Genomic DNA, 22,132 nt, shown 5'->3' with positions numbered 1-22,132 from the left:
GCCAAATCTTCGGATTTTAACCATTTTGTTTAGTAAATTAAAAACTGTTCTACAAAATAGGTTTCCTAAGTCAGGATAAAAGACAAGAAATCCGCCAGTTTTATTGCAGTATTTGCTGCTTTTTAGAAATTATATTTGGTGATCTGCCTGTTTTGTATTTTAAAAATTGCATAAAAAAGCAAATTAATGTTTCACTAACCCTAATCTAAACGCACATGAAAAACTACTACAAGTTCATGTTGCTTTTCTTGCTGAGTTGCTCGACCGTGGGAATGTCCATGGCCCAGCAAACTGTCACAGGAAAAGTTACAACACAAGAAGATGGCCTACCCTTACCAGGGGTAAGCGTCGTGGTGGACGGTACGACCAACGGTACCGTTTCAGACATCGATGGAAACTATTCCATCTCAGTTCCAAATTCCGATGCGGTTTTGGTATTCTCCTTTATAGGATTTGAGACTCAGCGAGTATCTGTCGGAAATACCAGTGTGATCAATGTCATCATGAAAAAAGAGGAATCTCAGCTTGATGAAGTCATTGTCACAGCATTCGGTATTTCTCAAGAGAAAAAAGCACTTGGTTATGCTGCCCAAAGCATTGATTCAGAAGCAATCACCAAGACCAGACAACAAAATGTGGTTAATGCCCTACAAGGCCAAGTAGCCGGTGTACAAGTCACTAATTCCGGAGGTGCTCCAGGCCAATCTGCCCGAATCATCATCCGAGGAATTAACTCATTGGACCCTTCAGCAGACAATCAACCACTATTCGTAGTGGATGGTGTGCCGGTGGATAACTCCACGGTAGAGTCAGGAGGTACACCTCGTGGTATGTCAAACCGTATTGCTGACATCAACCCAAATGATATTGAGTCCATGTCTGTACTAAAAGGTGCAGCCGCTACAGCACTTTACGGTGTACGAGCTGCAAATGGGGCAGTCATCATTACCACTAAGAAAGGTAAGGCAGGTCAGATTCGAGTAGATTTTAATTCCTCTCTAGGTTTTGACCGATTGGTGAAAAAGCCTCGACTTCAGGATGAATATGGACAAGGATTTAGCGGTGAAAGAAACGACTCTAGTTTCTGGCCTTCTTGGGGTGCTAATATTGCCGAAGAAAATGACCCGGATTACGTTTATCAAAACAACTGGGAAAGAGCTTTTGACACAGGAATCCAATTTGATAACTCTATCTCTGTATCAGGAGGTAATGAACAAGCCACATTCTACGGTTCCTTCGGTAGACTAGATCAAAACGGTATCATTCCTTTCTCCAACTGGGATCGAACTAGTGCCAAACTTTCCGGTACCATCAAGGTGAGCGAGAAGTTCAATTTCTCAGGCTCCATGAATTACATCAACTCAGGTGGTAATCGAGTACCTCACGACCGCTTCTTGGAGCGGATGATGTATTGGTCAGAGACTACTGATGTGAGAGATTACATCAACGAGGATGGTACGATGCGTACTTATGGCAATACCAATCCAATCTATGACGCCCGTTTTGCTACTTATGAAGACAATGTAAACCGAGTGATCGGAAACATCAATCTGAACTATAGCCCTACAGAGTGGATGACACTATCCTATCGTTTGGGAGTTGATAATTACTCAGACTCTAGAACAGAAATCACTCCAGGTCCAAAGGGAATCGACGGCGAGGTAGCCTTAAGTTCTACTGGATTCATCGAGGAAACTCGAATCAATAGCCGGGATATTACTTCCAACTTCTACATTACTTTACAAAAGCAGTGGAATTCAGATTGGAATACCACGCTTAGATTGGGAAATGATATTTTTGAGCGGAAGTTTGATCGAGTGACTGCAACGGGTTCCAACTTCGTAATCCCTGATTTCTTCAATCTGAATAATACCACGCAGATTTTCGCTTCTCAGGGAAAGAGCATTCGTCGATTGGTAGGTTTCTACAGTGACTTGATGGTCGATTACAAAAACTTCCTTTTCTTGAACGTGACCGGAAGAAACGATATCTCCTCCACTCTACCGAAGAATAACAACTCCTTCTTTTATCCTTCAGTTAACTTGGGATATGTATTTAGCGAGAATTTTGACTTGCCATCATGGGTGACCTTTGGAAAGCTAAGAGCATCTTGGGCGCAAGTGGGTAAAGATACCAATCCTCATATTCTAGGATCATTCTTTGTGTCTCCAAGTGTATTCCCACTGAATGGACAGGTAGGTTTCTCCCGAAACTCTGTATTCGGTGATCCAAATCTCCGTCCTGAGTTGACGACGTCTTTGGAGTTCGGTGCACAGTTTGCCTTTTTCAACAACAAAGCAAACTTGGATGTAACCTACTATAAGACAAACTCCAAAGATCAGATTATTCCAGTGCCGATTTCTGATGCTACAGGGTTCTCTTCTTACATCACAAACGCAGGAGAAATCGAAAACCGTGGATGGGAATTTGTAATCGGAGGCACACCGATCGAAAGAGGCGATTTCAGATGGGATGTTTCAGCTAACTTAACTACCAATGCGAATGAGATCGTGGCGATTAGAGAAGGAATCGAGCAAATTGTAGTTGGTTCCCAGTTTGGATATGCGGGATCGACAGTAACCATGATTCTTGAAGAAGGGGAAGCTTATGGAAATATCTTTGGTAGCAGCTATGTAAGACCTGGAGCACCTGAGGGAGCAACAGAACTTGATAGAGGCCTTCCACAATTGATCGGAGCTAATGGCTTCCCAGTTAGAAATGGAAATCAATTGGTTTTAGGTAATGCAGTTCCTAAGTTTTTTGGTGGCTTGAGAAATGATTTCAGCTACAAAGGTTTCGAGTTTTCATTCTTGATTGATTTCCGTTCCGGACTTCAGCAGTATGATCAGTTTGGCAACTTCCTTTCTGCCTTTGGTAAGCAAGAAGATTCTGAAAGAAGAAACGACTTCGTAGTATTCCCTGGAGTCTTGGCTGATGGTTCTCAGAACACTCAAGAAGTTTGGTTGGGTCAAGGCGTAGGTCCTGACGGCGTAAATTATGGTGCAGGTTACTGGAGAAATCACTATCGAGGTGTATCCGAAAACTTCGTCAAAGATGCGGATTTCATCAAGCTAAGAAATATCACTTTGGCTTATAATCTCCAGCCTAATGTTTTGGAAAGAACACCTTTCAGAACAGCTAGAATATCGCTTGCGGCAAACAACATTATCCTTTCTACCCCATGGGATGGATTCGATCCTGAATCTTTCTCAGCAGGTGCTGGAGGAAATGCTGTTGGATTTACCGGTCTGGGATTCCCAGGAGTACAGAGCTACTTTGTGACTTTGAATTTGGGACTGTAACACTTTAAACTAACGAACAGATGAAATTCAAAAATAAATTATATACCATACTGGGTGCCGGAATTTTACTTACAGCTTCAGCCTGTGAATCTTTCTTGGATGTCAATGAAAATCCAAATAATCCGGAAGACGCCCCTATTTCTGGTCTAATGACCAATAGTACTTATGAAACTGCTCTCAATGTGCAGCGAATCGGAAGTGCTACCAGCAACTATGTACAATACCTTGCCTCACCAAACCCTGCAACCTCATCGGATACGATGGATCCGGTGAATTTCAGTGGTACTTGGTTTAGCCTTTACAATGTCATGACTGATGTCAATGAAATCATTCGCAAGGCAGAGGAATCAGGAGCAAATCATTACCTCGGTGCAGGTCAAATTTTGATGGCCTTGAACCTGGGAATGACTGTGGATATTTTCGGGGATGTTCCATTCTCTGAAAGTTTCAATTTCGAAACGGTAACACCAGCTTATGATAGCGATGAGCAATTGTACCAGCAGGTTCTTTCTCTTTTAGATCAAGGCATTGCCAATCTTCAAGGTGAGACGGCGATCTCAATTGGAGCTGACGACTTCATCTTCGGTGGTGATATCGACAAATGGATCAGATTTGGAAACTCCTTGAAAGCTCGATTCCTTTTGCACACCAAAGAAACATCAGGTTACAATGCCAATGAGGTTTTAGCGGCTGTTTCAGCAGGATTCCAGTCGAATGATGATGATGCTGCTGTTACTTTCTTTGAGCAGCGATTCAACCCTTGGGCGCAGGTTGCGATCAACAATTCCAACTTGCTTCTTGGAGGATGGATTTCAGAGCAATTCGTTCAAGCATTAGATGGAACTAGCTATCCTACTGTAGATCCTAGACTTCCTTTGATGATCGGAACTACAGACGAGGGTGAATTCATCGGTACAGTCAATGGAGCTGGTCGTGGAGATGCTCCTGAGCAAGGTGCCAGATCTACATTGATCCCTGGGCAATTCTATACTTCCACTACTTCTCCCCTTTTGATCGCCACTTATGCAGAGTTGAAATTCATCGAAGCGGAGGCGGCTTTAGCATCTGACCCAGCAAGAGCCTATGCGGCCTACCTGGCAGGTATCGAAGCGCACATGGATATGTTGGGTGTATCAGAAGAGGACAAGGCTGCTTACTTAGCTGATGAAAGTGTCAGTGTGGGAGCAGGGTCCTTGACCATGGATGAGATCATGAAAGAAAAGTGGGTTGCCATGTTCTTGCATCCTGAAACTTGGAATGACGCTCGTCGATTCGATTATGGATACAAGGATATGACACTTCCGGAAAACCTAAATCCAGAATTAAACGGAAACTATATCCGGCGCTTGGCCTATCCTGATAGTGAGGTTAGCCGTAATGGAAATAACGTTCCAAATGTGACCCTGCTGGATAGAATCTGGTGGGATCAATAAATATTTGACCATTACTCTAAGTCTCCTGCCCAAAAGCAGGAGACTTTTTTTATTTTAATCTTATGAAAAGAATCACCTACCTCCTCCTATTTCTTTTGAGTGCATCCTGCACGGTTCAAAAAATCAATAAATCCCTGACCAAATCGGATGTTTTCGAAAAAGGGCATCTGGGATTTATGCTCACGGATCCTGCAAAAGAAAAACCTTTGGTAGCCATCAATGAAGACAAGTATTTCATTCCTGCATCGAATACCAAGCTATTTACTTTTTATACCTCCTACACCGTATTGGGAGATGAAAAGGTAAATGGACTGAACTACTTGGAGCGAGGGGATTCCTTGATTTTCTGGGGTACAGGAGATCCGAGTTTACTACATCCTGATTTACAGGATAGCACAGTCATAGAGTTTCTCCAAAAATCAGAAAAGCAACTTTTCCTTATTGACAACTTTGATCAAATCGATGCTTTTGGCCCGGGGTGGTCTTGGGATTGGTATAATGCCTATTATGCCACCGAGCGATCAGCCTTACCAATTTATGGGAATATTGTGCGATACAAGTTTGAGGAGGGAAATAAAAACTTTACCATTTATCCTGAGCGCTTTAAACCTTTTTTAGCAGCTGTAAAAACTGAAAATTGGAATGGTTTCCGATTTAGAAGAGATAGATTCCAAAATCTATTTTCCTATCAAATCTCAGACGATCAGGAATTAAAACCTTTTGAAACCGACATCCCATTTATTACCTCGGCAGAGTTTGCTGCTCAGCTTCTAAGCGAAAAATTAGATAAAAAAGTCAGCCTGATCTCTGGCGACCAGTACCTGAAGCTTGATCCTAAAAAACTCCAAACCGCTCCTGCAGACAGCATCTATGCCCAGATGATGAAAATCAGTGATAATTTTCTGGCAGAGCAGCTGATGCTTTTGGTTTCAGATCAACTGAATAACCGACTAAGCACCCGAGAGGCAATAGACTACGCCAAAGAAAATCTATTGAATGACTTGCCTGATGAACCCATCTGGTACGACGGGTCTGGGCTATCCTCCCGGAACATGTTTACGCCTCGATCAATCATCGTGCTCTTAGGAAAAATCCGAGCCGAGGTCCCGCTAGAAAAAATCAAGGCTTATTTTCCTGCGGGAGGCGAGTCTGGAACTATCCGAAACTGGTATCCTGCTGATGAAGGGCAGCCTCCTTACATATATGCCAAAACGGGGACGCTTAGCATGTCCAATGCACTGAGCGGGTATTTGATCACCAAAAGTGGAAAGATTCTTCACTTTTCCTGTCTGATGAACAACTATCAAATTTCTTCCAGTGAACTGAAAACGGAATTACAAAAGGTGCTTTACGTGATTCACGACAAGTATTAAGCCATGAAGGAATCCCCGCAAACGAACAGTTATACTTCTTTAAAGAAGGAAATCAGTCAGCTTCTGATCGCTGGAAGAGAACAAGCTGGACGGGCTGTCAATACTATTTTGGTTCAGACCTACTGGCAAATCGGAAGGCACATCGTTGAGTTTGAGCAAGGAGGTGAGGCAAAATCGGAGTATGGTTCCAATCTTCTGGATCGGCTTTCCCGAGATTTGACATTAGAATTTGGAAAGGGGTTTAGCAGATCCAACTTATTTCAAATCCGAAGCCTCTACATCAATTTTCCAAAAATCCAGACACTGTCTGGACAATTATCTTGGAGTCATTATTGTGAAATATTAAAAAGCGATAATGAGTTAGAAATAAACTTCTACACCAAACAATGCGAAAAAGAAAACTGGTCTGTAAGAGAGCTCAAGCGGCAAATGAAGAGTATGCTTTTTCACAGATTGGCTTTGAGTAAGGAAAAAGATGAGATTCTACAACTATCCCAAAAAGGAGCTGAATTCCAGCATCCAAAAGACCTAATCAAAGATCCCTATGTCTTTGAATTTTTGGGCCTTCAAAACCAATCTACTTATTCGGAAGGAGAGCTTGAAACTCAATTGATCCAAAACCTCCAAGGCTTTCTATTGGAACTGGGAAAAGGTTTTGCCTTTATCGGACAACAATATCGCATCAGTTTGGCCAACAGACATTTTTATGTGGATTTGGTTTTTTACCATAGAATCTTAAAATGCTTTGTTCTCATTGATTTAAAGCGAGGCGAAATAGACCATCAAGATATTGGTCAAATGAACCTTTATCTCAATTATTTCAGAAAAGAAGAAAATGTTGAAGGCGATAATCCTCCCATAGGGATTGTTTTGGGAGCCTACAAAGATCATATTTTGGTCGAATACGCTACGGATAATATCAATAATCAGCTTTTTGTCAGCAAATACCAGCTTTACCTCCCAAATAAGGAGGAATTAGCAAAAGAACTCGAACGCCATCTTACTAACAATTAAACTATGAAACTCCGCCTAGTCTTTATCCTTTTTGTACTCATCTCCTTCCCTGTCCTCTCCCAAACCTTCACGATGGAAGAGATAGGAAAATTCACCTTTCCCTCTGAACTCACCGCAGATCGATCAGGCACTCAACTTGCCTGGGCAATGTATGAGCAGGGAAAGCGGAATGTGTATTACGCAGAAGCCCCTAGATTCGAACCTCAAAAATTGACAGCTTTTGACGAGGATGATGGGCAGGAAATCACGGGCTTACACTTTTCCAAAGATGGCAACTGGCTCGTGTTTGTACGTGGTGGAGACCATGGTGGATACCTTTACTCCTCTACCGTTAATGTTGACAATCTTCCTACCCTTCCAAAAGTAGAAATTTGGAAAATCAATCTTACTACAAAAGCAGTAAGCATCATCGGTGAGGGGGATGACTTGGTGATGGGACCTGACTCAAATCTAGCTTTTTTGAAAAATGGAAAGGTCTGGACTATGGATTTGGCAAAGGACCTAGATGCAACCCAGCTTTTTGATATTAAAGGAACCGTTAATTCCATGGAGTTTTCTCCTGACGGAAAAAGCTTAGCCTTTACCGTCAACCGAGGTGGACACCAATTGATCGGTATCTACCGAGATGCTGAAACTCCCATCCAATTTATTTCCCCATCTTTTCACCGCTATTCCCAACCCAAGTGGTCACCCGATGGCAGTAAACTCGCTTTTATCAAAACCTTAGGAGGAACTGGAGCTGCTTTTCCCCTTTTGGAGCCGAGACATGATCCTTGGGAAATTTGGCATGCTGATGTGGCTAGTGGAGAAGCCGAAATGCTTTGGAAAGCCCCTGAGACTTTGAGAGGTTCTCATCGGTATTTCTTTTTCTCTTACCCCAATCAAAATGAATTGGTATTTGAATCCTACCATGACGGATGGCAGCATTTGTATGCCTTGGATATTGAAGACAAAAAAGAATCACTACTTACTCCCGGTGATTACATGGTGGAGCAAATCAAACTCAGCCCAAATGGAAGCCGAATCCTCTTCTCTGCCAATTATGGTCCTCAAGAAGAAGATAAAGACCTAAGACACATCGGTTCGGTGGACTTGAAGAATAAAAAGCTGACTTGGGAAACTTCCGGAGAAGGAATTGAAGCCTATCCGGTTGCTTTGGCAGATGGGCAACTCGCTTACTTTTCTGCCACTCCTCAGCGGCCCCATTTAGTTACGGTGAAAAAGGGAGACCAAGCTCAAATGCTACAGGCAGATTTAATTCCTAGTGATTTTCCTCAAAAGCAATTGGTAACACCAAAACAAGTCAAATTCACCGCTCCGGATGGGACTACTGTCTATGGACAGTTATTCGAAAAGGAAGGTGGTTCCAGTCAAAAACCCGGAGTAGTATTCGTGCATGGAGGACCTCAGCGGCAGATGCTTTTGGGCTGGAGCTACATGGACTACTACACCAATACCTATGCGCTGAATCAGTATTTGGCCGAAATGGGTTTTGTGGTACTTTCCGTCAATTTCCGCTTGGGAATTGGTTATGGATACGAATTTCACAGACCTGCTTACGGGTACTATCAAGGGGCGGTAGAATACCAGGATGTGAAGGCCGGGGGAGAATTCTTAGCCAATTTACCTCAAGTGAATAGAGAGAAAATCGGTATCTACGGAGGAAGCTATGGAGGTTATCTGACTGCTTTAGCTCTAGCTAGAGATTCTGGCCTTTTCAAAGTTGGAGTAGATATCCACGGAGTTCATGACTTGGATGGAAGGTATGATTTGCCTGAAGGCTACGAAGTGGCTCCAGACTATGAAAAAGCTAAAGAAATAGCTTGGAATTCTTCTCCTATCGCTGATTTGGATACCTGGACCAGTCCGGTTCTTTTTATTCACTCGGATGATGATAGAAATGTAAATGTTTCTCAAACCACCAATTTGATCCGACGATTTGATGAGTTGAAAAAGCCCTATGAATCGATTTTAATTCCAGGTGATACCCACCATTGGATGAAGTGGAAAAACATGATTCGAGTTTCTAATGAAACTGCTAAATTCTTGCAGAAGCACTTAATGAACTAGCCATGGCAGAAAATAAAACCCAGCCTACAAATGCCTCCGTCGAAGATTTCCTCAATCAGGTAGAATCTCCCAAAAAGCGAGAAGATGCATTTCGGATCAAGCAAATCATGGAAGAAGTCACGGAAGAAAAGCCTGTAATGTGGGGCCCTTCCATCGTAGGCTTCGGACAATACCACTACAAATATGAAAGCGGTAGAGAAGGTGAATTTCTTATCGTTGGCTTCTCTCCCCGCAAAACTTCCCTCTCATTGTATTTATTGGGCTGTATGGAAACTAGTTTCGATGAGCTTTTCGCAAAGCTTGGAAAACATAAAACCGGCGCCTCCTGCCTTTACATCAACAAATTGAGCGATGTTGATGAGCAAGTTTTGCGGGAGCTGATCAAAAAGTCATATGAATACATGAAGTCAAAATACCCGACCAGATGACTTTGCACATTTTGAATGGAGACTCCTTAGCTGAGCAATTACCAAAAGAAATACCGGGTAAGAAAATCATATTCAGAGAATGCTTGATCGATGGACCGGTGGCTGCTAAGACAGAGAATGAGTTCTGGAAACTAAGAAAAGACTTTTTGGAGAAAAACTATGGAGCTGAAGATTACGATATCTATTCCAAGTCCGAAATCCTAAAAATCACTCAAATTCAGAGAGAATCAGCTGTTTACCTTTGGTTTGAAGAAGATCTTTTTTGCCAGGTCAATCTTTGGAAGGCAATTTCTCTTTTGCCAGATGAAATCGAACTCGTCTATTTGGTCATACCTGGAAAACAAACCCCCTACTCTTTCGCCCATTTAAATTCCAAGCAATTAAGAGTCCAATGGAAAAATCCAATCAAAATTGATTTCGAAGACCAAAAGCTATTTAAAACCCTTTGGAAGTCTTTCCAATCTGCAGATACAGAAACTGCCTCACTTCAAGCTCAATTGGGTAAAGAGAAGTTTCCCTTTTTAAACCCTGCATTGGATGCATGGAAAGCGATGATCCCATCAAAAGACTCAGAAGGACTTCCACTCAAAACTTTGAAAGAAATCCAAGCTGCTCATCCAGATTGGGGGTTTGGAAAGACTTTCCAGGAATTTCAGAAGAGGCATCCAATCTATGGTTTTGGAGACTTGCAGGTGCATCGATTTTGGGAAAGCCTAAAAAAAGGGGCCTAGCCCCTTTTCATTATTCAATTCCTTCGATTACTTCCTGTGCTTTGTCCAGCGCTCGCGTATATTTTTTCAAGGTCCACCTTCCAAAAATGAAGATAAAAATCACTCCTATTGGCACATAAACCATCCAAAACTGAGGATTGGAGACCATATCAGCCTTACCCATCAACTCAGCAAGAGGAGGCAAAATGGTCATGGCGAATAAGCCAGACAGCACAATTGTTACAATCTGAAAATCCCGGTAAAACCGCTTGTCTTTTTTGAATTTTTCAAGTAGCTGAACAGGACTATTCTCACTGATATTCAACCTATTGAATCGATAAAGCATCACCAAACTGATAATTGGCAAAATGATCATCAAAACGGTATTAAAAACCGCAAAGATTTGATTGACTTGCAACTCCAACTTATCTATCTGAAAGATAAAAAAGCCAGCATACACAAAGCATATCACAGCTCCTAGAATTTCGGGTAGGTAGATCGTCCCCAAACTATTTTGATATTTCTTTTTAGTCATTTTCATGAGTTCTTCTTTTTTGATTTTTTCTTGATTTTCTGCTTTTCCACTGAGTTCACCCCAGAGTATTTTCATTTCCTCGAGTTCCATGATCATTGGGTTTTTAGTGGGTTTGTACTCCTTTTCTCAGCTTTTCCTTGATTCGTGACAGTCGGGTCCCCACATTACTGGTACTGATCCCGACGATTTCGGCAATTTCCTCATGGCTTTTTCCTTCCAGAAAAAGGAAAACGATTCCTCGGTCCAGCAATCCCAACTTTCTGATTTCAGCATAAAGCTGTCGGACTTGCTCTTCCTTCTGCGAATCTCCATCATCCATCAGCTCAAGTTCCAATCCCTCCATAGGCACTGCAGCTACCCGTTTTTTGGAGCGATTGAGATGAGTGATCGCCGTATTCATCCCTACTCGATACAGCCAAGTGCTGGGTTTAGCAGCCTTTTTGAACTGATCAAAAGACTTCCAGGTCTGATAGACAATCTCCTGATACAAGTCCTCCTGCTCTTCCCTCTCCCGAGTGTAGATCGTGGTGATCTTGTAGATCAAGCCCTGGTTCTCCTGAATGAGTTGAATGAATTCGTCCTCGCGCTTCATGAATTAGCTTTTGCTCTATTAGTCTGAGATAGTTTCAAAAAATCACAACTCATTCCAAGTTTTTTTAAAAATCTAGGAAATTTTTTTCGAAAGGACCCTGATAGAAACTGTAATATGGATATACGGAATTATTTCATTTACCTAGTTTTCTTCGTTGGATCTAAACGGATGTCAGATGTCCGATGTCGGATACCAACGTAAATCAATCATTTCTACAGAATTTTAGCCTTTCAATTTTGCTACTGACAAGGAAGCGTATAATCATAATCTGTAAATTCGATACATGAACTGGTTTACCTCATTCGAAATACCTCCCGCATCCTCTCCGATTTCTCACCAATCTAAAATCCTCAGTATGGGGTCCTGCTTTGCGCAAGTGGTGGGAAGCAAACTGGAAAGCAACAAATTTGACGTATTGTGCAATCCATTTGGCACAATATTCCACCCCAACATTTTATCCCGGCTCCTGAATCACGCTCTATTCGAAGATTCCTTAGATGAATCGGGCATCTTGGAGCGGGAAGGAATGTATTTCCATTATTCTGCTCATTCGGATTTGGTTGGAAAGAGCAAGGAGGAGCTGATTCAGATTTGGGATGAAAGAATCCGACAAACCCAGGACTATTTAGCCTCAGGCACACACTTGATTTTGACTATTGGTACAGCTTGGATTTACGATCATCAGGATTTTGGCTCGGTAGCAAATTGCCATAAACAGCCACAAAAGCAATTCGAAAAAAGGCTTTCTCCGCTGAATGAAATGTTACTTGACTTGGAAGTGACACTGGGCAATTTTTCCCGTGTATTTCCCAAATTGAATATCATTTTGACTGTCAGCCCAGTTCGTCACATCAAGGACGGCATTCCAGAAAATCAGCTCAGCAAAAGCCTATTGCGACTGCTATGTCATGAACTCGAAAAGAAGTTTGAAAAGGTGAGTTATTTTCCCGCCTATGAAATCATGATGGACGAATTACGGGACTATCGGTTTTATAAAGAAGATAGAATTCATCCCACAGCAGAGGCTGAAAATTACATTTGGAAGCGATTTTCAGAAGCCTATTTTTCAAAAGAAACACAGAGTAAAATTTCTGAAATTCAAAAAATCCATCGAGAACTTGCTCACCGCCCTTTGAACCCCGAAAGTGACTCCCACCGCAAATTTCTTCAGAACTTACGGACCAAACTGGAACAAATGGGTGCGGAATTCGACTTTTCAAAAGAGTTAAAGTTAATAAATCGAACACTCGAAAGACTTATTAATCCTTGATCCACTTACGAATTCCTCAAACAGTCCAAGGGATTCCAAATCCTTGTATGTAAACCTTTCAACTTTCCAACTATGCCAAACCGTCTTTCATCTTCCCAATCTCCCTACCTACTCCAACACGCTCATAATCCCGTCGACTGGTTTCCTTGGGGTCCTGAAGCACTCCAAAAAGCCGAAAAAGAGAATAAGCCAATATTAGTTTCCATTGGCTACTCCGCCTGCCATTGGTGTCATGTGATGGAGCGGGAAAGTTTTGAAGATGAGCTTACCGCTGAGTTGATGAATGAGCATTTTGTCTGCATCAAAATCGACCGGGAAGAGCGGCCCGACTTGGATAATATCTACATGGATGCCGTGCAGGCGATGGGATTGCAAGGAGGCTGGCCCTTGAATGTTTTTCTGATGCCCAACCAAAAACCCTTCTACGGAGGCACCTACTTCAAAAATGAGCAGTGGACACGCTTGCTTGCCAATATCGCAGATGCATTCAAAAAGCACGAGGATCAGTTGGCGGAAAGCGCCGAGGGATTTGGTCGCTCCCTTAATCGATCGGAGATAGAAAAGTACGGAATCAAGGAATCAAAGGAGGATTTTAGCGCGGATGACTTAAGCGAAGTGATCACCAAACTCAGCGCGCAGTTTGACAAGGAATGGGGTGGTATGAACCGCATCCCCAAATTCCCCATGCCGGCGATTTGGGATTTCACCTTGGACTACGCCATCACCTCCAAAAGGAATGAGCTAAAGGAAGCGGTCTTCTTTACCCTCAAAAAAATGGGAATGGGTGGAATCTACGATCAGCTTCGGGGTGGATTTGCTCGGTACTCCGTAGATGGTGAATGGTTTGCGCCACACTTCGAAAAAATGCTTTATGACAATGGGCAACTTTTAAAGCTTTTTGCCAAAGCCTATCAGGTCAGTGGAGATTCATTCTTTTTAGAGAAAGTAACCGAAACGGTGAATTGGCTGGAAGCTGAGATGCTGACTAGCGAAGGAGGTTTCGAAGCTGCACAAGATGCAGACAGTGAAGGAGTGGAAGGGAAATTTTACACTTGGCGCTATTCCGAATTGGAAAAACTGGTGGGTGATGAGATGCCTTGGCTTCGAAAGCTTTACAACTTGAAAATTCATGGCAACTGGGAAGATGGAGTCAACATCCTTTTCCAAACTTCCTCCTATAGGGAAGTGGCAGAGGAATTCAACATGAGCGAAGCGGAATTACTCGAAAAACTGAAAGCAATTAAGACTACCCTTTTAGAAAGTCGAAATCAGCGCATTTTCCCTGGAAAAGATGATAAGATTCTAGCCGGTTGGAATGGCTTGATGAGTACTGGCTTGGTTCAGGCTTATATCGCCACTGGAGATAAGCGGATGCTGGATTTAGCTTTGAACAATCTGAAATTCATTCAAGAAAAACTGATGGTGGATGGTGTGTTATTTCGAAGCTATAAAAATGGAAAAGCCTATACGCCTGGATTTTTGGAAGATTACGCAGCCGTCATTGAAGCTGCGCTAAAGGCTTTCGAAGTAAGCGGAAAAAGTGATTTACTGGACTTTGCTAGAACTTTGACGGACTTTAGCCTGGAAAACTTCTACGATGAAAAAGAGGGCTTTTTCTATTTCAATAATCCCAAGGCCGAAAAACTTATCGCCAACAAAAAGGAGCTGTTTGACAATGTAATCCCGGCCTCCAATTCCATAATGGCTAGAAACCTTCATCGGCTCGCACTTTATACTTACGAGGAAAATTACTCAGAGATCGCCAACTCCATGCTTCGAAAAATGAAGGAGCTCATTCTCAAAGAGCCTGGTTTCCTTTGTAATTGGGCAAGTCTGCTTTTAGAAACAGTTGTCCCAACGGCAGAGATTGGAATTGTGGGAAAAGGTGCAGAATCCTTAGCCTTAGACCTTTTACAAAAACAGCCAAGCAATATTGCTTTGGCTTGGTCAGAAAAATCGACAGAAACTGCCCCGATTTTGAAAGGAAAAACTCCGGATTCGACAGGAAATGCCTTAATTTATGTTTGTTTCGATCATGCCTGCCGAAGACCGGTAAGCCATGTAGATGAAGCTTTATCGCAAATCCCTTATTTGAACTGACCTAGTGCTGAGCCTTTTTGGAGAAAATGAGATCACCCAAAATGAATCGGGTTTTTCCTTTGCGGATATTATTTTACCGGTACCCATCCCCAGGATGTTTACCTATAAAATACCCCGAAATCTCTCCTCGGAGATCCAAATCGGTGCACGGGTAATCGTTCAGTTTGGAAGAAAAAAGATTCTAACCGGAATCATCGGGAAAGTTCACAACAAAGCACCCCAAGCCTACGAGGCCAAACCCATTTTGGAGGTTTTGGATGAGCGCCCCTCTGTCAATCCCCTTCAGATCCGATTTTGGGCTTGGATGGCCGATTACTATTGCTGCCATATCGGGGAAGTAATGCATGCCGCGCTACCTTCGGGGCTTCGGCTTTCCAGTGAATCCAAGATTCAAGCCAATCCGGATTTTGATCGGGAAAACGCTGCTTATCCCCTTGATGAGCGAGAGGAGAAAATCCTTGATGCACTCGAAAATCAAGAGGAGCTCACTTATGAGGATTGCGAGAAAATCCTCGGAATCAAAACGGTCACACCGATTTTGAAAAGCTTGGTAGCCAAAGAAGCTATTCTGATTTTTGAAAAAGTTCAGGAAAAATATACCCCAAAGGTCGAGACAAGAATTCGCCTGCGGGAAGATTTAGCCAAGGAAAAGAAGGCTTTGGAGGCAATCTTTGAGCAACTTTCAGGAAAGGAGAAGCAGGAATCCATCCTCCTGAAATACCTTCGAGATGTTCCTGTTTTTCAGAAGCCAGAGCTGAATGAAAAAGGACTGGAAAAAGCGACGATTTTGGAAGAAGGAGATTCGGAAAGTTCGCTCAAGACTCTGATCAAAAATGGAATATTTGAAAGCTTCAAAGTCACCGTCAACCGCCTCCAAGAGGTAGAACCGGAGCGGGTTCCAGCCCAATTATCTCCTTCTCAGCAGGAGGCCATGAGTCAAATCAAGGCTCAATTTGAAGAGAAACAAACTCTTCTTCTTCACGGAATCACAGGAAGCGGGAAAACAGAAATTTACATTCAACTGATCCAGGAAGTCTTGGAAAGTGGATCTCAGGTATTGCTGCTTTTGCCGGAAATCGCTTTAACCACACAGATTGTCAGTCGATTACAAGAAGTATTCGGATCGAGTATGGGGGTTTATCATTCCAAATATTCCGACAATGAGCGCGTTGAGGTCTGGAATGGAGTTTTGAGCGGAAGATTTTCTTTTGTGGTGGGAGTTCGCTCCTCTATTTTCCTGCCTTTTGATTCTTTGGGTTTGATCATTGTAGACGAGGAGCACGAGTCCAGTTACAAGCAATTCGATCCAGCACCACGCTTTCAAGCGCGGGATGCCGCGATTATGCTAGCCTATTTCCACCAAGCCAAGACCTTATTGGGTTCGGCCACTCCTTCCTTTGAGTCTTTTTACAATGCCTCACAAGGAAAATATGGCTACGTGGAGTTAAAGTACCGATACGGAGAAGCCGAACTCCCCGATTACTTCTTAGCAGACTTGGGTGCTGATCGTCGTAAAAACCTGCTCAAGTTGGATTCTACTCGACTCTTACGAGAAAAGATTCAGGAGGCCCTGGATAAAAATGAACAGGTTCTCATTTTTCAAAACCGTCGCGGGTATGCTCCTTACATCCAATGCGAGGATTGCGGCTGGACTGGAGAGTGCGTCCAATGTGACGTCAGCCTGACTTACCATCAATTTACCGAGGAACTCCGCTGTCACTATTGCGGCTACAAAGAAAAAATCCCTACCTCCTGCCCTGCCTGCGGAAGTACCCAGCTTTCCACCAAGGGAATGGGGACAGAGCGGATCGAAGAATCCTTGAGCTTACTTTTTCCAGAAGCCAGAATGGGAAGAATGGATTTGGATACGACCCGAAATAAATATGGTTATCAGCGTATTTTGGATGAATTTGGATCCGGACAGTTGGATATTTTGGTGGGTACGCAAATGATCACAAAGGGACTTGATTTTGGTCGAGTCACGGTGGTGGGAATTTGGGATGGAGATCGAATCTTGAATTTCCCGGATTTCAGAGCAGGAGAGCGGGCCTTTCAGCAAATCACACAAGTAGCAGGCCGAGCCGGTCGAAGATCCGAGAAGGGAAAAGTCATTATCCAAACCCGAAATCCTGATCAGAATATTTTCGCGAAGGTAATTGCAGGTGACTATGGCTCGTTTTTCCAACAGGAAATGGTCGAAAGACGCAATTTTTTCTATCCTCCCTATGTCAAACTGGTGAAAATCACTACCCGACATGCAGACTTCAAAACCGCTGAAAAAGCTGCCATCGCCCTTCATCGGGAAATGGCTCAGATCGCTGTCAAAAAGATTGTTTTAGGCCCTGAGAAAGCACTTATTGGACGAATTAAAAATCAGTATCAATTTGAAAGTCTAATAAAACTTGATCGATCTGGCGCCACCCAAACTACCTTTAAGGAAAAACTCGCTGAAATCACTGAGGAATTACAAGCCCGTCCAGAGTTCCGGTCCGTCCGCTGGATAGTGGATGTAGACCCGAGTTAGTCCGACAACTTACTGAAAATGAACTTTTTGCAGGAAATCCAAATTATGCGTATAATTATAAATAAATACGCATCAAATGAAGAAGCGCCTCAATATTACCATTGACGAAAAGCTGCTTGAGAAAATCAAACAATACGCAGCAAAAGAAGAAACCAGTATTTCAAGTTTGGTAGAAGAGCATTTCGAAAAGCTGGTCAGCCGAAGAACAGGCCTCCCAGAGGGTATGTCTTTGGTGGAGTATATGCGGTCACTGCCAAAATTTGATTTTCCAGAAGATTTCGATTACAAAGAAGAATATTACAAAGCCAAAGCAAAAAAATTAGGGTATGAGGATCTTCTTTGATGTAAATGTAGTCCTTGATATTGCAATTAAACGGACTGATAACCCTGAAATTTTTGAACGAATTACCAAAGAATTAGAAAGTGGAAAAATCATTGGTTTTATAACCACAGGTCTTGTTCAGACAGCCTCCTATTTTCTTCTGAAATATCTTAAATACGAAAAAACGAAAGAAATATTAAAAATTATAGTTCCTCTTTTTCATTTTGTCGATGGTGACGGTAAAGATGTTTTAAATGCCCTTCGGATGAATTCAAAAGATATTGAGGATACAATTTTTTATCAAATAGCTTTTTCAAATCAAATCGAAGCCATCGTCACCTCCGACAAGGATTTCCTTAAGCTCTCAAATACTTACTTACCCATTTTGACTCCTGAGGAACTGGTGCGCGTACTTTCTTCAGAATGAGAATCAATGAAGTTCAGGACATCATCATAGCCTTTGCTCCATGTCCAGAAGTATTGCGTGACCATGGGAATATGCTTGGTTTTAGGATAAAAAGAATAGGTCAAGTCCACTCCTTTTTCCTCCGCCTTTTCCCGAAAACGCTCCACAGTCAGTCGAATTCCCGGGTAGGTCTTTTCTCCCTCCATCAACAATAGCGGCACTTCATTTTCATCCAAAAAATAAACCGGAGAGTAGGCCTTCCAAACCTCAGGATCATCCGTAAAAGCATCATAATTAGCCGTTCCATCCGGTCTATCTCTCATCTGCTCTAGAAACCAATACCAATCCAAACCCGCCGGATCATTCAAGATGGCTCCTTTGATGGGGTTGGATCTGCCAAGTTCTTCCCAAGGCTCCTTCTTGATTGCAGCTAAAGCCGCCAAATGACCACCTGCCGAATGACCCGAAACAAAGATTTGATCAGGATCTCCGCCAAAGTCGAAAATATTTTTTTCTACCCATTCTACAGCTAAAACAGTCGCTTTTTCCATATCGTCTACCTGATAGTCTGGAGCCAAAGGATAATCAATAATTACCGTCACCACATCTCTTCGAGCCAGTCGATTTCCCATAAAATCATAAATCTCCTTTCGACCCTTATTCCAACTTCCTCCATGGATAAATATCAAAACCGGAAGATTTGAGGCTTTTCTGGGCGAAAAGACATTCAATTCCTTGATTGGTAGGTCATAGAAATTATCAGCTTCGATGTAGGGAATGTTCTTTTCCCGAACCACACCTTTGAAAGCGCATGACTGAATAGCGAAAAGAAAAATTGCCAAGAAAAGCGGTGAATATTTTTTCATCCTTGAAGAACCGTGATTAGAATCCTTTGTTTGATTTGAATTTGTGAGTAAGTTGACAATAATCAGGAAATTACTGAAAAAAACAGGCTTTCTTTGATTAATAATCTTTTCGAAAACACACATGAGCCGTTCGAAACTTCTAAGCATCCTGGCATTTTGGGGTCTTTTCTCCTGTATGTCGTCCGAGGAAGAAACCACTACCCCTTTCATTAGCGATATTACCGAATCTGTCTATGCTTCAGGCAATATCAAAGCCTTAAATCAATATGAAGCCTTTGCCAACGGAACAGGGCCTATTCAAGAAATTTTTGTCAAGGAAGGTGACTTGGTAGAAGTTGGGATGCCCATTCTGGCAGTTTATAATGAACGCGAACGATTAAGCAGAGAAAATGCCGAATTAGCGCAGGCATTTGCTGATTACCAACAGAATCAAAGTAAGCTCCGGGATCTTCAGTTGGCCATTGATTTTGCCAAAAGCCGAATGCAAAATGACTCGTTACTTTATGCCCGTCAACAGAATCTCTGGAAGCAAAATATCGGAACGATTGTGGAATTGGAGCAGCGAAAACTGGCATACGAAAATTCTAAAAACAACTATCAGTCAGCACTGCTTCGGTATCAAGATGTGGAGCGTGAGATTGAGTTTAACTCCCGAAGTGCTGCCAAGTCCGCTGCCATCAGCCGGGCCTTAGAAAGTGACTTCGTGCTGAAAAGCCAGATTAATGGTCGGGTATACTCCCTGCCTAAGGAAAAAGGCGAAATGGTAGGCCCTCAGACAGTGGTAGCCGTTTTAGGTGATGCAAAAGAGTTTGTCATGGAGCTACAGGTGGATGAATACGATATCGCCAAGGTGAAGCTCGACCAAGAAATTGCGATCACCATGGATAGCTACAAGGGCTCTGTTTTTGATGGGAAAGTGACTCAGATATATCCCCTCATGGATACAAAAACCAAAAGCTTTCGAGTGGAAGCCACTTTCACCAATCCGCCCCCATCCCTCTATCCCAACCTGAGTCTCGAAGCAAATATTTTGACTTCGTCTGTTGAAAATGCTTTAGTCATCCCAAGAAATTACCTCATAAACGATAGTCAGGTAATCCTCGCAAGCGGAGATACGGTAGCTGTGGAAATTGGTATCCGAAATTTTCAATTTGCCCAAATTCTTGAAGGAATCACTGAAACCACCGAAATCATCAAGCCATGAAGATGAAGTGGTCACTGATTTTTGAGATTTCCACCGCTTTGATGCTGGCGAGATTCAAACAGACCGCTATTGCAGCTGTGGGTGTACTTTTCAGCATCACCATGTTTGTGGCTTTATTGGGATTTATGAATGGATTAAATACCATGCTCGATGGACTGGTGCTCAATCGTACGCCACACATTCGCTTCTACAATGAAATCAAACCTAACCCCAATCAACCCATAGATCAAAAAGGAGAATTTGCCGATGCCTGGAATGTAATCCGCTCCATCAAGCCCTCTACCAGCCGCTTAGCCATCCATAATGCCAGTAAAATCATTCAGGATTTAGAGGAGGACCCAAGGGTATTAGGTGTGAGTAGAAAGATTTCATCGCAGGTTTTTTTCAATGTCGGCACGATCGATTTGACCGGCTTAGTCAATGGCATAGATGTGGAAAAAGAAACCCAATTATTCGCTTTTTCAGATTATGTAACGGCAGGAAATCTGGAAGAATTGGTTCAAAACAATACCATTGTACTCGGTAAAGGACTGGCAGATCGCATGCTCGCCGATATTGGAGATGTAGTGCAGGTCACTACTTCCCAAGGCAACCGAATCCAACTAAAAGTGGTCGGGTACTACCAATCCGGACTGGGAGACTTTGACAATGCCAATAGCTTTGCCTCGATCACCACGGTGCAGAAAATGCTGGGTGAGCCACCCTCCTTTATCACCGACATTCAGGTCAAGCTCAAAAATCTAGACCTCGCCCCTCCCATGGCACGGGAACTGGAAACCATTTACGAAATCGATGCTGATGATATTCAGACGGTCAATGCGCAGTTTGAGACGGGAACCCAAATCCGCTCGCTCATTAGCTATGCAGTGGGAATCACCCTTTTGGTCGTTTCCGGCTTTGGGATTTACAATATTCTGAATATGATGATCTATGAAAAACTGGATACCATTGCTATTTTGAAGGCAATTGGGTTCAGCGGATCGGATGTAAACCGCATTTTCATCACCATCGCATTGAGCATAGGCTTGGTAGGTGGGACTTTGGGTTTGCTTTTTGGGTTTTTGGCCTGTCTTGGCATCGATCAGGTTCCATTCGAGACAGAAGCCTTGCCGACGATCAAAACCTTCCCGGTGGATTACAACCCCAAATACTACCTCATCGGAGGGATATTTAGCATTATCACCACATATCTCGCGGGATATTTTCCGGCCAAAAAAGCAAGTGGAGTCGATCCGGTGGATATAATCAGAGGAAAATGAATCAAAAAGCACAATCCGTACTTCAGGCCGAGGATATCGATAAGTACTTTTTTAGCCCTGTCAAAAATCAGGTACTTAAGAAAGTTTCCTTTACCATCAATCGGGGGGAATTTGTATCGGTAGTCGGTAAGTCAGGCTGTGGAAAGTCCACCTTGCTCTATATCCTATCTACCATGGATACGGACTATCAAGGCAAGCTTCACTTGGATCAAGAGCTCATTACAGGCAAGCCTCACGATTACCTCGCACGCATTCGAAATGAGAAAATCGGCTTTGTCTTTCAGTTTCATTACCTTCTCAATGAGTTTTCGGTACTGGAAAACATCCTTATTCCCGGGCTGAAACTGGGAAGATACTCCCGAGAGGAACTGGAACAGCGTGCGATGGAAAAGTTGAAAATATTTGAGATGGAGGAGCATGCCCTAAAGAAAGCCTATCAACTTTCCGGAGGTCAAAAGCAACGGGTAGCCATCGCTCGGGCTTTGATCAATGATCCGCTCTTGATCATGGGCGATGAACCGACGGGTAATCTGGATAAGAAAAACTCGGATATTGTATTCAACAAGTTTAAGGAGCTCGCCGAGGAATTCAATCAAACCATGCTAATCGTCACCCACGACCCGGAATTTGCAGCAGGCACTAGCCGGATTATCGAGATGGAGGATGGAAGGGTGATTAAGTCGTAGAGTTTTTTTCAAATTGGCTTTGTTAACAACACGATTAT

At 42.9% G+C, this 22,132-nt stretch carries 18 protein-coding genes; 15 read left to right on the top strand and 3 right to left on the bottom strand.

The annotated features are described in order from the left end of the window. Positions 1–215 precede the first annotated feature (215 nt). From CDH51_RS18490 to CDH51_RS18460, 7 genes are all read left to right on the top strand, one after another. A complete protein-coding gene (locus tag CDH51_RS18490; protein WP_100630028.1) occupies positions 216–3,302 on the top strand; it encodes a SusC/RagA family TonB-linked outer membrane protein in 3,087 nt (1,028 codons plus the stop codon). 20 nt (positions 3,303–3,322) lie between these two features. Continuing rightward, positions 3,323–4,735: a SusD/RagB family nutrient-binding outer membrane lipoprotein gene (locus tag CDH51_RS18485; protein ID WP_100630027.1), complete on the top strand. Its 1,413-nt coding sequence runs from the start codon at positions 3,323–3,325 to the stop codon at positions 4,733–4,735. 62 nt (positions 4,736–4,797) lie between these two features. Further along, a complete protein-coding gene (locus tag CDH51_RS18480; protein ID WP_100630026.1) occupies positions 4,798–6,108 on the top strand; it encodes a D-alanyl-D-alanine carboxypeptidase in 1,311 nt (436 codons plus the stop codon). 3 nt (positions 6,109–6,111) lie between these two features. Further along, complete coding sequence (locus CDH51_RS18475; RefSeq protein ID WP_100630025.1) at positions 6,112–7,122, top strand: PDDEXK nuclease domain-containing protein; 1,011 nt, start codon at positions 6,112–6,114, stop codon at positions 7,120–7,122. Positions 7,123–7,125: 3 nt separating this feature from the next. Further along, on the top strand, positions 7,126–9,192 hold the full coding sequence (locus tag CDH51_RS18470) for a S9 family peptidase (protein WP_100630024.1): 2,067 nt from the start codon (positions 7,126–7,128) through the stop codon (positions 9,190–9,192). A gap of 2 nt (positions 9,193–9,194) precedes the next feature. Continuing rightward, positions 9,195–9,620 carry a DUF1801 domain-containing protein gene (locus CDH51_RS18465; RefSeq protein ID WP_100630023.1) on the top strand — a complete coding sequence of 142 codons (426 nt, stop codon included), beginning with the start codon at positions 9,195–9,197 and terminating at the stop codon, positions 9,618–9,620. Then, positions 9,617–10,351 (top strand): DUF1835 domain-containing protein, encoded by a 735-nt coding sequence (locus tag CDH51_RS18460; RefSeq protein ID WP_100630022.1) that lies wholly within the window; start codon positions 9,617–9,619, stop codon positions 10,349–10,351. The genes CDH51_RS18465 and CDH51_RS18460 overlap by 4 nt, the downstream gene beginning before the upstream one ends. 10 nt (positions 10,352–10,361) lie before the next feature. Here the strand turns inward: CDH51_RS18460 and CDH51_RS18455 are convergent, their stop codons facing one another. Together CDH51_RS18455 and CDH51_RS18450 are read right to left on the bottom strand one after the other, a co-directional pair. Then, positions 10,362–10,955 carry a hypothetical protein gene (locus tag CDH51_RS18455; protein ID WP_157807171.1) on the bottom strand — a complete coding sequence of 198 codons (594 nt, stop codon included), beginning with the start codon at positions 10,953–10,955 and terminating at the stop codon, positions 10,362–10,364. A gap of 13 nt (positions 10,956–10,968) precedes the next feature. Next, on the bottom strand, positions 10,969–11,457 hold the full coding sequence (locus CDH51_RS18450; protein ID WP_100630020.1) for an RNA polymerase sigma factor: 489 nt from the start codon (positions 11,455–11,457) through the stop codon (positions 10,969–10,971). A 283-nt stretch (positions 11,458–11,740) separates the two neighbouring features. Here CDH51_RS18450 and CDH51_RS18445 point away from each other — a divergent pair, with 283 nt between their 5' ends. The 5 genes from CDH51_RS18445 to CDH51_RS18425 all read left to right on the top strand — a co-directional run bounded on the left by CDH51_RS18445 (position 11,741) and on the right by CDH51_RS18425 (position 18,100). Further along, positions 11,741–12,727 (top strand): GSCFA domain-containing protein, encoded by a 987-nt coding sequence (locus tag CDH51_RS18445; RefSeq protein WP_100630019.1) that lies wholly within the window; start codon positions 11,741–11,743, stop codon positions 12,725–12,727. Positions 12,728–12,799: 72 nt separating this feature from the next. Continuing rightward, complete coding sequence (locus tag CDH51_RS18440; protein ID WP_100630018.1) at positions 12,800–14,827, top strand: thioredoxin domain-containing protein; 2,028 nt, start codon at positions 12,800–12,802, stop codon at positions 14,825–14,827. 4 nt (positions 14,828–14,831) lie between these two features. Then, positions 14,832–17,351, top strand: a complete 2,520-nt coding sequence (gene priA, locus CDH51_RS18435; RefSeq protein WP_198514351.1) for a replication restart helicase PriA — start codon at positions 14,832–14,834, stop codon at positions 17,349–17,351. A gap of 76 nt (positions 17,352–17,427) precedes the next feature. Continuing rightward, positions 17,428–17,694, top strand: a complete 267-nt coding sequence (locus CDH51_RS18430; RefSeq protein WP_100630017.1) for a DUF6364 family protein — start codon at positions 17,428–17,430, stop codon at positions 17,692–17,694. Continuing rightward, the gene (locus CDH51_RS18425) at positions 17,678–18,100 is read left to right on the top strand and encodes a type II toxin-antitoxin system VapC family toxin (RefSeq protein WP_100630016.1); all 423 of its coding nucleotides are present in this window, start codon (positions 17,678–17,680) and stop codon (positions 18,098–18,100) included. Before CDH51_RS18430 ends, CDH51_RS18425 begins: the two co-directional genes overlap by 17 nt. Here the strand turns inward: CDH51_RS18425 and CDH51_RS18420 are convergent. Continuing rightward, on the bottom strand, positions 18,046–18,945 hold the full coding sequence (locus CDH51_RS18420; protein ID WP_100630140.1) for an alpha/beta hydrolase: 900 nt from the start codon (positions 18,943–18,945) through the stop codon (positions 18,046–18,048). The genes CDH51_RS18425 and CDH51_RS18420 overlap by 55 nt on opposite strands. Before the next feature lie 121 nt (positions 18,946–19,066). On the opposite strand from CDH51_RS18420, the gene CDH51_RS18415 reads away from it, so the two are divergent. From CDH51_RS18415 to CDH51_RS18405, 3 genes are read left to right on the top strand one after another with little or no spacing between them, the layout of a single operon-like run. Then, positions 19,067–20,149: an efflux RND transporter periplasmic adaptor subunit gene (locus tag CDH51_RS18415; protein WP_100630015.1), complete on the top strand. Its 1,083-nt coding sequence runs from the start codon at positions 19,067–19,069 to the stop codon at positions 20,147–20,149. 2 nt (positions 20,150–20,151) lie between these two features. Then, complete coding sequence (locus tag CDH51_RS18410; protein WP_100630138.1) at positions 20,152–21,408, top strand: ABC transporter permease; 1,257 nt, start codon at positions 20,152–20,154, stop codon at positions 21,406–21,408. Next, a complete protein-coding gene (locus CDH51_RS18405; RefSeq protein WP_100630014.1) occupies positions 21,405–22,094 on the top strand; it encodes an ABC transporter ATP-binding protein in 690 nt (229 codons plus the stop codon). The genes CDH51_RS18410 and CDH51_RS18405 overlap by 4 nt, the downstream gene beginning before the upstream one ends. Positions 22,095–22,132 lie beyond the last annotated feature (38 nt).

This window comes from Algoriphagus formosus, from assembly GCF_002807035.1.
Lineage (GTDB): Bacteria > Bacteroidota > Bacteroidia > Cytophagales > Cyclobacteriaceae > Algoriphagus > Algoriphagus formosus.
This window is presented reverse-complemented; position numbering and strand designations above follow the sequence as displayed.